Source organism: Burkholderia sp. (genome assembly GCF_018375725.1).
In the GTDB taxonomy this organism is placed as follows: domain Bacteria; phylum Pseudomonadota; class Gammaproteobacteria; order Burkholderiales; family Burkholderiaceae; genus Burkholderia.
Map to the genome: position 1 here is coordinate 1 of NZ_JAHACR010000122.1, position 11,326 is coordinate 11,326.

The window sequence follows — 11,326 nt, forward strand, 5'->3', positions numbered from 1 at the left end:
CGACGTGGCGCGGCCTGGCCGACGACGTGAAGGCGTCGGCCGGAACCGAAGCCGGCGCGATCGCGCTGATGACCGAGAAGCCGTCCGTCATCAAGCGGCCGGTGCTCGTGGTCGACGGCCGCGTCGAGTCGCTCGGCTTCGCGGCCGACCAATACGCGGCGCTCTTCGCCGCATAAGCGCCGCACGGCGCCCGAAGCCATCGCTGCCGGCCACCGCGCCGGCATTTTTTATCGAAAGTGGTCCGAACCATGTCCGCCACCCTAGCCCTTACCGAACAGCTGATCGCACGCGCGTCCGTCACGCCCGACGACCAGCACTGCCAGCAGATCATGACCGAGCGCCTCGCCGCGCTCGGCTTCGACATCGAGACTATCGCGTCGCACGGCGTCACCAACCTGTGGGCCGTCAAGCGCGGCACCGACGGCCGCGACGGCAAGCTGCTCGCATTCGCCGGCCATACCGACGTCGTCCCGACCGGACCGCTCGAACAGTGGACGTCGCCGCCGTTCGTCCCCGCGCACCGCGACGGCAAGCTGTACGGCCGCGGCGCCGCCGACATGAAGACGTCGCTCGCCGGTTTCGTCGTGGCGACCGAGGAATTCGTGGCGGCACACCCCGATCACCGCGGCTCGATCGCATTCCTGATCACGAGCGACGAGGAAGGCCCCGCGACGGACGGCACCGTGAAGGTCGTCGACCTGCTCGAAGCACGCGGCGAACGCCTCGACTACTGCATCGTCGGCGAGCCGACGTCGACACAGGAACTCGGCGACGTCGTCAAGAACGGCCGCCGCGGCTCGATGTCCGGCGAGCTGATCATCAAGGGGGTGCAAGGCCACATCGCCTACCCGCATCTCGCGAAGAACCCGATCCACCTGCTCGCGCCGGCGCTCGCCGAACTCGCCGCCGAGCAATGGGACGAAGGCAACGAATACTTCCCGCCGACCACCTGGCAGGTATCGAACCTGCGCGCAGGCACCGGTGCGACCAACGTGATCCCCGGCCACGCCGAGCTGCTGTTCAACTTCCGCTTCTCGACCGCCAGCACGGTCGAAGGCCTGCAGGCGCGCGTGCACGCGATCCTCGACAAGCACCAGCTCGATTACACGCTGAACTGGTCGGTCAGCGGGCTGCCGTTCCTGACGCCGCGCGGCGAGCTGTCGAGCGCGCTCGAAGCGGCGATTCACGCCGAAACCGGCCTCACGACCGAACTGTCGACGACCGGCGGCACGTCGGACGGCCGCTTCATCGCGCGCATCTGCCCGCAGGTGATCGAGTTCGGACCGCCGAACGGCAGCATCCACAAGATCGACGAACACATCGACGTGCGTTTCATCGATCCGCTGAAGAATGTGTACCGCCGCGTACTCGAACAATTGATCGCCTGACGGAGACCGCATGACGACGACACCTTTCGCCACAGTCCGCGACCTGCTGCGCTACGCCGTGACACGCTTCTCGAAAGCGAAGCTCGCATTCGGTCACGGCTCGGACAACGCCTATGATGAAGCGGCCTATCTGGTACTGCGCACGCTCGACCTGCCGCTCGACACGCTCGAACCGTTCTTCGACGCGCGCCTGCTGCCGGACGAGATCGACGCCGTGCTCGCAGTGATCGAGCGGCGCGCGACCGAGCGCGTGCCGGCCGCGTACATCACGCAGGAAGCGTGGATGCACGGCCACCGCTTCTACGTCGACGAGCGCGTGATCGTGCCGCGTTCGTTCATCGGCGAACTGCTCGACGACGGGCTGCAGCCGTATGTCGCCGATCCCGAACAGGTCGGCGCGGTGCTCGAGCTGTGCACCGGCTCCGGCTGCCTCGCGATCCTCGCGGCCAGCGCATTCCCGAACGCCGAAATCGACGCGGTCGACCTGTCCGACAAGGCGCTCGAGGTCGCGGGCATCAACGTGCGCGATTACGGTCTGGAAGACCGCATCTCGCTGTATCAGGGCGATCTGTACGCGCCGCTGCCGCTGTTCCGTTCGACCGATCCCGGCGCGCGCTACGACGTGATCCTGACCAACCCGCCGTACGTGAACGCGACATCGATGGCCGCGCTGCCGCCGGAATACCGTCACGAGCCGGAAATGGCGCTCGCCGGCGGCGAGGACGGCATGGACATCGTCCGCCGCATCATCGGCGAGGCGCACAAATGGCTGCAGGACGACGGCGTGCTCGTCGTCGAGATCGGCAACGAGCGCGAACACGTCGAAGCGGCGTTCGGCGGCCTCGAGCTGACCTGGCTGCCGACCAGCGCCGGCGAGGACAGCGTGTTCCTGATCCAGGCGTCGGACCTCCCGCGCAAGAGCTGACGCTGCCCCGCGGGCCCGAACCGCGCGGCGCTGCGCCGCGCGGTTCGGTAAGATGCGCGTAAGCGGCGGTCGCGCCGCGCGACTCCAGGAGTTCGTCACGCGCCTATGACCCTCGACTGGCTACACCTTGGCACCCTCATCCTCGTCGTTCACATACTCGGGGTGGTGGCGGCGTGCCATGCCATCCTGAATACCCGCACCTCGCAAGGGGCGATCGCATGGGCGGTGTCGCTCGCCGCGATGCCCTACCTGACGCTCATCCCGTATCTGTTCCTCGGGCGCAGCAAGTTTTCCGGTTACGTCGACGCCCGGCGTCACAAGACCGAGACCCTGCGCTCGCATACCTTCCCCGCGCCGTGGCGCGACCAAGACTCGACCGACGGCGCGCCTGCCGATGCGCTCGGCCGTCCCGCCGCGCATGCGCTCAAGCGGCTCGGCGGGATGCCCTTCGTCGCGGGCAACACGGTGCGCACGCTCGTCAACGGCGAAGCGACGTTCGCGGCGATCCTGTCGGCGATCGACGCCGCGCGCGACTACGTGATCATCCAGTTCTTCATCGTCCGCGACGATGCGCTCGGCCGGATGCTGCGCGACGCGCTGCTCGCACGCGCGGCCGCCGGCGTGCGCTGCTACCTGCTGTACGACAGCATCGGCAGCTTCGACCTGCCCCATCGTTTTGTCGACGCATTGCGCGCAGGCGGCGTCGAGGTGCATCCGTTCGCGACCAAGCGCACGTTCGTCAACCGCTTCCAGCTGAATTTCCGCAATCACCGCAAGATCGTCGTCATCGACGGCACCTGCGCATTCGTCGGCGGACACAATGTCGGCGTCGAATACCTCGGTGCAAAGCCGCGCCTGTCGCCGTGGCGCGACACGCATATCGAAGTGCGCGGTCCGGCGGTGGCGAGCATCCAGTACGTGTTTGCCGAGGACTGGCACTGGGCGACGCAGACGCTGCCGAAGCTCGCGCCGCCGCCCGCCCCGCTGCCCGACGCCTGCATGCATTGCCTCGCCGTTCCGATGGGGCCGGCCGACAAGCAGGAAACCGGTTCGCTGTTCTTCGTCGAGGCGATCAACGCGGCCCGCGAGCGGATCTGGATCACGACGCCGTATCTCGTGCCCGACGAGGCCGTTGTCGCGGCGCTCAAGCTCGCGGTGATGCGCGGCGTCGACGTGCGCATCCTGATCCCGAGCCGGCGCGACCATTACGTCGTGTTCGAGGCGTCGAAACTCTATGCGCACGACCTCGTCAATGCCGGCGTCAAGGTGTTCCGCTACCAGCCGGGCTTCCTGCACCAGAAGGTGGTGCTGATCGACCGCCACACCGCCGCAATCGGCAGCGCCAACCTCGACAACCGGTCGTTCCGCCTGAACTTCGAGATCATGGTGGTCACCGTCGATCGGGCCTTCGCCGACGAAGTCGAGACGATGCTCGTCACCGACTTCGAGAAGGCATGCCCGGTCGACGACAGCGAATACCGCCGGTCCCCCGCCTGGCGGCAGGTCGCCATGCACATCGCGCGGCTGTTCGCACCGATCCTGTAGCGTCGCAGCGTCGGAGCCGGCCGCGCGGCATCCTCCGCTACAGCAGCTTCTCGATGTCGGCCGCGATCTCGTCGGGCTTGGTCGACGGCGCGTAGCGCTTGACGATGTTGCCGTTGCGGTCGACGAGGAACTTCGTGAAATTCCACTTGATCGCCTTCAACCCGAAGATGCCGGGCGCCTCATCGGTCAGGTAGCGATACAGCGGATGCGCGTTGCCGCCCTTCACGTCGATCTTTCCGAACATCGGGAACGTCACGCCGTAGTTGCGCTCGCAGAATGCGCCGATCTGCGCGGCCTCGCCCGGCTCCTGCTTGCCGAACTGGTTGCACGGGAATCCGAGCACGGAAAAGCCGCGCGATTCGTACTGGTCGTAGAGCTTCTGCAAGCCGGCATATTGCGGCGTGAAACCGCACTCGCTCGCGGTATTGACGATCAGCAGCACCTTGCCGCGGTACGTGTCGAGCGACACCGGCGCACCGGCGAGCGACGTCGCGTTGAACGAATACAGTGTGGACATCCTGGCCTCCTTTGGAATCTCGTCGGCATGGAGTCTAGGCGAAATCCTGTTTGGGCGGGGACTCGTCGGACAGATCCGTGCCGACCGCCCGCGCCGGTTGCCCGCGCCGCAGTCTAGAATAGCGCTTTTGCCCAAGCCTTTTCCGCCGTGATCCGTTTCAATCAGTTCAGTCTTGCGCGCGGCACCAAGCCGCTTTTCGACGCAGCGTCGTTCGTGCTCAATCCCGGCGAGAAAGCCGGCCTGATCGGCGCGAACGGCGCCGGCAAGTCGACGCTGTTCGCGGTGCTGCGCGACGAGCTGCACGCTGACGCCGGCGACTTCTCGATGCCGCCGTCGTGGCGGATCGCCCACGTGTCGCAGGAGACACCCGCCGTCGACCGGACGGCGCTCGACTACACGCTCGACGGCGACGCCGCGCTGCGCGAGATCGAGGCGCAGATCGCCGCGGCGTCCGCCGCGCACGACGGCGCCGCCGAGGCGGAAGCGCATGCCGCGTTCGCCGACGCGGACGGCTATACCGCGCCCGCGCGCGCCGAGGCGTTGCTGCTCGGTCTCGGCTTCACGCTCGCGCAGACCCGCGAGCCGGTCTCGAGCTTCTCCGGCGGCTGGCGGATGCGCCTGAACCTCGCGCAAGCGCTGATGTGCCGCTCCGACCTGCTGCTGCTCGACGAGCCGACCAACCACCTCGACCTCGACGCGATCGTCTGGCTCGAGGACTGGCTGCACCGTTATCCCGGCACGCTGGTCGTGATCTCGCACGACCGCGAATTCCTCGACTCGGTCTGCAACGTCACGCTGCACCTCGAAAACCGGCAGGTGAAGCGCTACGGCGGCAATTACTCGCAGTTCGAAGTGCTGCGGGCGCAACAGCTGGCGCTGCAGCAAAGCGCATACGAAAAGCAGCAGAAGACGATCGAGCACCTGCAGAGCTTCATCGACCGCTTCAAGGCCAAGGCCACCAAGGCACGCCAGGCGCAAAGCCGGATGAAGGCGCTCGAAAAGATGGAGCTGATCGCGCCGGCGCACATCGCGTCGCCGTTTACCTTCGAATTCCGCACGCCCGACTCGGCACCGAACCCGATGATGGTGATGGAAGATGTCCGGTGCGGCTATCACGCCGACGACGGCGCGGAGATCCCGATCGTCGAACAGGTGTCGCTGTCGATCCAGAACGGCCAGCGCATCGGCCTGCTCGGCGCGAACGGCCAGGGCAAGTCCACGCTGATCAAGACGCTCGCCGGCACGCTCGCGTCGCTGTCCGGCGAGGTCCGCGAAGGCCGCGGCCTGACGATCGGCTATTTTGCGCAGCACCAGCTCGAGACCCTGCGCGAGGAAGATTCGCCGCTCACGCACCTCTCGCGGCTGGCGCCCGACACGCGCGAACAGGAGTTGCGTGATTTCCTCGGCGGCTTCAATTTCTCCGGGGACATGGCGACGAGCCCGGTCGGGCCGTTCTCGGGCGGCGAGAAGGCGCGCCTCGCCCTCGCCCTGATCATCTGGCAGAAGCCGAACCTGCTGCTGCTCGACGAGCCGACCAACCACCTCGACCTCGAGACACGCCATGCGCTGACGATGGCGCTCGCGCAATTCGAAGGGACGCTGATCCTCGTGTCGCACGACCGCCATCTGCTGCGCGCGACAACCGACCAGTTCATGCTCGTCGCGAAGCACCGGCTGCAGCCGTTCGACGGCGACCTCGACGACTATCGCGACTGGCTGCTGCAGCATGCGGCCGAGCAGCGCGCCGCCGCAAAGGCGGACAACGGCGCCGCGCCGGATGCCGGCCCGGTCGTCAACCGCAAGGATCAGAAACGCCAGGAAGCCGAGGAGCGGCAGCGTCTGTCGCAGCTGAAAAAGCCGCTGCAGACGCGTATCGCGAAACTCGAAAAGGACATGGAAGCGCTGCACGCCGAGAAGGCACGGCTCGATACGTTTGTCGCCGATCCGGCGAGTTACGAGGCCGCGCGCAAGACGGAACTGACCGAGGCGATCCGCACGCTGGGCGATGTCAATGCCCGGCTGGAAACGATCGAGGCCGACTGGCTGAGCGCACAGGAAGCACTCGAGCAGATCGGCTGAGCGTCGGGCAGCGCGGCCGGCATGATCCGCCGCGCTGCCACCGTCACGCCGGATCGCAGGCGCCGCGGCAATGACGTCCCGCAACGGCGACGCTCAGCGCCGCGGCAGCGTATCGCGAGGCATCTGTTCGTCGTCGCGCATCAGATGGCGGCGCCCTTCGGTCGGCCGCCGCATCGCCGCGACGACTTCCGCTTCGGTCACATTTTCCGCGACCACGCGGCGCGCGATGCGCCCTTCGTCATCGATCCATTCGACGATGCGGCAAGCGCCGCCCCACGGCGGCCGAATCGGATCCGATACGCGGCAGCCGCGCAGATTGTAGAGGCGCCCGCCCGGCGCTTGTCCAGACCGTTTCAACATCAATCCCCATTGCGCGGTTCGACAGACCGTCAAAGCATAGGGAAAAGCCACGTCCGGCGGGTTACACAACCCTACAAATTCTTTACGGCAAATTACGCAGCGTACGCGGCGGATCCGCGAATGCGCGGTTTCACGCGCACCGGCCCGGCGACGCTCATTCCAGCCCGCGCACGCGGTCGATCGCCTGTTCGATCCGCTCGACCGCCATCACCTCAAGCCCTTCGACCGGCTGCTTCGGCGCATTGGCCTTCGGGATCAGCGCAAGGGTGAAACCGAGCTTCGCCGCCTCGCGCAAGCGCTCCTGGCCGCGCGGCGACGGCCGGATTTCGCCGGCCAGCCCCACTTCGCCGAACACGATCAGCCCTTTCGGCAGCGGCTTGTTGCGCATTGACGAATGGATCGCGAGCAGCACGGCGAGATCGGCGGCCGGCTCGGCGATCTTCACGCCGCCGACTGCGTTGAGGAACACGTCCTGATCGAAACACGCGATGCCGGCATGGCGATGCAGCACCGCGAGCAGCATCGCGAGCCGGTTCTGTTCGAGGCCGACGGCGAGACGGCGCGGATTCGGCACGTGCGCGGTATCGACGAGCGCCTGGATTTCGACCAGCAGCGGCCGCGTGCCTTCCTGCGTGACCAGCACGCAGGAGCCGGGCACGATCTGCTCGTGCTGCGACAGGAACAGCGCGGACGGATTTGCGACGCCGCGCAGGCCGCGCTCGGTCATCGCGAACACGCCCAGTTCGTTGACCGCGCCGAAACGGTTCTTGAACGCACGCACGAGGCGGAACGACGAATGCGTGTCGCCTTCGAAGTACAGCACGGTATCGACGATGTGCTCGAGCACGCGCGGGCCGGCCAGATTGCCCTCCTTCGTCACGTGTCCGACCATGATGATCGCGGTGCCGGACTGCTTCGCGATGCGCGTCAGCTGGGCCGCGCACTCGCGCACCTGGGCGACCGAGCCGGGCGCCGAGGTGAGCGCCTCCGAATAGACGGTCTGGATCGAGTCGATGACCGCGACGTCCGGCCGCTCCGCATCGATCGTCGCCTGGATCTTCTCGAGCTGGATTTCCGCGAGCAGTTTCAGCTCGGCTGCCGGCATGCCGCCATCGAGCAGCGCGAGTCGTTGCGCGCGCAAGGCGATCTGCGCGGCCGACTCCTCGCCGCTGATATAGAGCGTGCGCCGCTCGCTCGCGATGCCGGCCAGCGACTGCAGCAGCAGCGTCGACTTGCCGATCCCCGGATCGCCGCCGATCAGCACCACGCCACCTGCGACCAGGCCGCCGCCGAGCACGCGGTCGAACTCGCCGATGCCGGTCGAGAAACGCGGCACGTCGGCCGCTTCGATATCCGCGAGGCGCTGCACGGGCGCGCGCTTCGCGAGCGACTGGAAGCGGTGCGCCGACGGCGATTCCGCGACCGACTCCACGAGGGTGTTCCACGCCTGGCACGACGGGCATTGCCCCTGCCACTTCGGCGTCTGGCCGCCGCACTCGCTGCAAACGTAGACCGTCTTCTGCTTAGCCACGCGACGCGCCCTTATTCCGCACGCACCGGCACGCGGGCCGCGACCGCGCACATCAGCTCATAGCCGATCGTCCCGCAATGGCGCGCGACATCGTCGATCGGGAGTTGTTCACCCCACAGTTCGACGCGCGAGCCGATATTCGCCTGCGGACACGGCGTCAGGTCGACGGTCAGCATGTCCATCGACACGCGGCCGACGATCCGCGTGCGGATGCCGTCGACGATGACCGGCGTGCCTTCCGGCGCAACGCGCGGATAACCGTCCGCATAGCCGCACGCGACGACGCCGATGCGCATCGGCGCGTGCGCCGAGAACGTCGAGCCATAGCCGATCGACTGGCCCTTCGCGACGGTCTGCACGGCGATCAGCTCGGACGCGAGCGTCATCGTGGGCTGCAGCCCGGTGTCGGCGATATCGGCGGACAGGCCGGACGGCGACGCGCCGTACAGCATGATCCCCGGCCGCACCCAGTCGAAATGGGTGTCCGGATGCCAGAGCACCGCGGCGGAATTCGCGAGGCTGCGCGCACCGGCAATATTTTCCGCGCCGCGCTCGAACGTCGCCAGTTGCTCGGCGACGCCGCGATCGCTGTCCGCATCCGAAAAATGCGTCATCAGCGTGATCTGCCCGATGCCCGGACACGCACGGGCGCGCTCCCACGCAGGGCGGAATTTTTCGGGCGTGTAGCCGAGCCGGTTCATCCCGCTGTTCATCTTCAGCTGGATGTTGAGCGGCTTCGACAGCCGCGCCGTTTCCAGCATCCGCAGCTGCTCGTCGCAGTGCACCGTCGTGGTGAGGCTGTAACTGTCGACGACGTCGATGTCGGTCGAACGAAAGAATCCTTCCAGCAGCAGGATCGGGCCGGCCCAGCCGAGCTCGCGGAGCTTGACGGCTTCGTCGAGGTCGAGCAGGCCGAAGCCGTCGGTGCCCCGCAGGCCGGGAAACGCGCGCGCGAGGCCGTGCCCGTACGCGTTGGCCTTGACGACCGCCCAGACCTTGGACTGGTCGGCGTAGCGGCGGGCGACGGAAAGATTGTTCGCGAGGGCGGCGGTATGGATCGTGGCGGAAATCGGGCGCGGCATGGGAAATTTTCGTAAAGACGCTTGCGAATCAGCAGCTTACCGTGCCTTTTGAGCACCGAAGCCGACAGTTCGCGGAACGATCGGGGAATCTTGCTAGTCCGAATTGACGTATTTTCGTGTTATAAAGCCGTGCGCACAACCCATTTCGAACGGAATAAGCCGATCGCATATCAGGCGGCCTACGCGGCCGAGCCGCAGCGAGGAAAGCATCGCTTCAGATGAAAAAAGGTTTTTACACCATCATGGCCGCGCAGTTTTTCTCGTCGCTGGCCGACAATGCGCTTCTCATCGCCGCCATCGCACTGCTGAAAGATCTTCACGCTCCCAACTGGATGACACCGCTGCTCAAGCTGTTCTTCGTGTTGTCCTATGTCGTGCTTGCGGCATTCGTCGGGGCGTTCGCGGATTCGCGTCCGAAGGGACGCGTGATGTTCATCACCAATTCGATCAAGGTCATCGGCTGCCTGATCATGCTGTTCGGCCTGCATCCGCTGATCGCATACGGGATCGTCGGCTTTGGCGCCGCCGCCTACTCGCCCGCCAAGTACGGCATTCTCACGGAGCTGCTGCCGGCTGACCGCCTCGTCGCGGCCAACGGCTGGATCGAAGGCACGACCGTCAGCTCGATCATCCTCGGCACGGTGCTCGGCGGCGCGCTGATCAGCCCGCACATCGCGTCGCACGTGATCGCGCACACCCCCGCCTGGATCAACACGCCGGCCGAAGCCGCGATGGCGATCATCATGGCCATCTACGCGGTCGCCGCCCTGTTCAACCTGCGCATCCCGGATACCGGCGCCCGCTATCCGAAGCAGGAACACGGCCCGGTCAAGCTCGTCACCGATTTCGCCGACTGCTTCATGGCGCTCTGGCGCGACAAGCTCGGCCAGATCTCGCTCGCCGTCACGACGCTGTTCTGGGGCGCGGGCGCGACGCTGCAGTTCATCGTGCTGAAGTGGGCCGAGGTGTCGCTCGGCATGTCGCTGTCCGAAGGCGCGCTGCTGCAGGCGGTCGTCGCGGTCGGTGTCGCCGCCGGCGCGATCGCCGCCGCCGGCCGGATCCCGCTGAAGAAATCGCTGACCGTGCTGCCGGCCGGCATCATCATGGGCATCGCGGTGATGCTGATGGCCTTCTATACGCGCGACCTGTTCCCGTCGAACTGGGTCCTGCATGTCGGCGGGATGAGCGTGCCGGCCTACCTGCTGGTCGCCTACCTGTTCCTGATGTGTGTCGGCGCGCTGTCCGGCTACTTTGTCGTGCCGATGAACGCGCTGCTGCAGCATCGCGGCCACGTGCTGCTGTCGGCGGGTCACTCCATCGCGGTGCAGAACTTCAACGAGAACCTGTCGGTGCTCGTGATGCTGTGCCTGTATGCGGTGCTCGTGTGGCTCGACGTGCCGGTCGGCGTCGTCATCGTGCTGTTCGGCACGTTCGTCTGCGTGACGATGTGGCTTGTGATCCGCCGCCACCAGGCGAATCAGCGGCAATTCGATTCGGTCGCCCTGATCGGCGAATCGAAGCACTGAGCCCCGTCGCGCCCGCCCCGCTACACGCTCCCTTTCCATCCCGCCCGCGCCGGGTTCCGCGAACCGGCGCCTTGACAGCATGACGCATCCGATACCCAACGTCCTGACGATCGCCGGATCCGACTCCGGCGGCGGCGCAGGGATCCAGGCCGACCTGAAGACCTTTTCCGCACTCGGCGCCTACGGCGCGAGCGTGATCACCGCGCTGACCGCGCAGAACACGCGGGGCGTCACGGGCGTGCTCGCACCCGACGCCGCATTCGTGACGGCACAGCTCGACGCGGTATTCGACGACATCCGCGTCGATGCGGTGAAGATCGGCATGCTGGCGAATGCCGCCATCGTGCGCGCGGTCGGCGACGCGCTGCGCCGC

The 11,326-nt window shown here is 66.7% G+C and carries 11 protein-coding genes; 7 read left to right on the forward strand and 4 right to left on the reverse strand.

Annotated features, from left to right (window positions below; all coding sequences use genetic code 11):
* From KH616_RS14315 to cls, 4 genes are all read left to right on the forward strand, one after another.
* On the forward strand, positions 1 to 176 hold a 176-nt coding region (locus KH616_RS14315; protein ID WP_292245521.1), incomplete at its 5' end, for an ArsC/Spx/MgsR family protein.
* 72 nt (positions 177 to 248) lie between these two features.
* Positions 249 to 1,388 (forward strand): succinyl-diaminopimelate desuccinylase, encoded by a 1,140-nt coding sequence (gene dapE / locus KH616_RS14320; RefSeq protein ID WP_292245502.1) that lies wholly within the window; start codon positions 249 to 251, stop codon positions 1,386 to 1,388.
* 10 nt (positions 1,389 to 1,398) lie between these two features.
* Positions 1,399 to 2,313 (forward strand): 50S ribosomal protein L3 N(5)-glutamine methyltransferase, encoded by a 915-nt coding sequence (gene prmB, locus KH616_RS14325; RefSeq protein WP_292245504.1) that lies wholly within the window; start codon positions 1,399 to 1,401, stop codon positions 2,311 to 2,313.
* A gap of 105 nt (positions 2,314 to 2,418) precedes the next feature.
* Complete coding sequence (gene cls / locus KH616_RS14330) at positions 2,419 to 3,858, forward strand: cardiolipin synthase (RefSeq protein WP_292245505.1); 1,440 nt, start codon at positions 2,419 to 2,421, stop codon at positions 3,856 to 3,858.
* A 37-nt stretch (positions 3,859 to 3,895) separates the two neighbouring features.
* Here cls and KH616_RS14335 read toward each other — a convergent pair whose 3' ends face one another.
* Complete coding sequence (locus tag KH616_RS14335; RefSeq protein ID WP_292245507.1) at positions 3,896 to 4,375, reverse strand: glutathione peroxidase; 480 nt, start codon at positions 4,373 to 4,375, stop codon at positions 3,896 to 3,898.
* 147 nt (positions 4,376 to 4,522) lie between these two features.
* On the opposite strand from KH616_RS14335, the gene KH616_RS14340 reads away from it, so the two are divergent.
* Positions 4,523 to 6,454 carry an ATP-binding cassette domain-containing protein gene (locus tag KH616_RS14340; RefSeq protein WP_292245509.1) on the forward strand — a complete coding sequence of 644 codons (1,932 nt, stop codon included), beginning with the start codon at positions 4,523 to 4,525 and terminating at the stop codon, positions 6,452 to 6,454.
* 93 nt (positions 6,455 to 6,547) lie between these two features.
* Here KH616_RS14340 and KH616_RS14345 read toward each other — a convergent pair whose 3' ends face one another.
* The 3 genes from KH616_RS14345 to alr all read right to left on the reverse strand — a co-directional run bounded on the left by KH616_RS14345 (position 6,548) and on the right by alr (position 9,427).
* Positions 6,548 to 6,814 (reverse strand): DUF2866 domain-containing protein, encoded by a 267-nt coding sequence (locus tag KH616_RS14345; RefSeq protein ID WP_292245511.1) that lies wholly within the window; start codon positions 6,812 to 6,814, stop codon positions 6,548 to 6,550.
* Between the two features lie 154 nt (positions 6,815 to 6,968).
* Positions 6,969 to 8,345, reverse strand: a complete 1,377-nt coding sequence (radA, locus tag KH616_RS14350) for a DNA repair protein RadA (protein WP_292245513.1) — start codon at positions 8,343 to 8,345, stop codon at positions 6,969 to 6,971.
* A gap of 11 nt (positions 8,346 to 8,356) precedes the next feature.
* Complete coding sequence (alr, locus tag KH616_RS14355) at positions 8,357 to 9,427, reverse strand: alanine racemase (RefSeq protein ID WP_292245515.1); 1,071 nt, start codon at positions 9,425 to 9,427, stop codon at positions 8,357 to 8,359.
* A 218-nt stretch (positions 9,428 to 9,645) separates the two neighbouring features.
* On the opposite strand from alr, the gene lplT reads away from it, so the two are divergent.
* The gene (lplT, locus tag KH616_RS14360) at positions 9,646 to 10,953 is read left to right on the forward strand and encodes a lysophospholipid transporter LplT (protein ID WP_292245517.1); all 1,308 of its coding nucleotides are present in this window, start codon (positions 9,646 to 9,648) and stop codon (positions 10,951 to 10,953) included.
* A gap of 79 nt (positions 10,954 to 11,032) precedes the next feature.
* Positions 11,033 to 11,326: bifunctional hydroxymethylpyrimidine kinase/phosphomethylpyrimidine kinase (locus tag KH616_RS14365; RefSeq protein WP_292245519.1), on the forward strand; the 294-nt coding region annotated here is incomplete at its 3' end.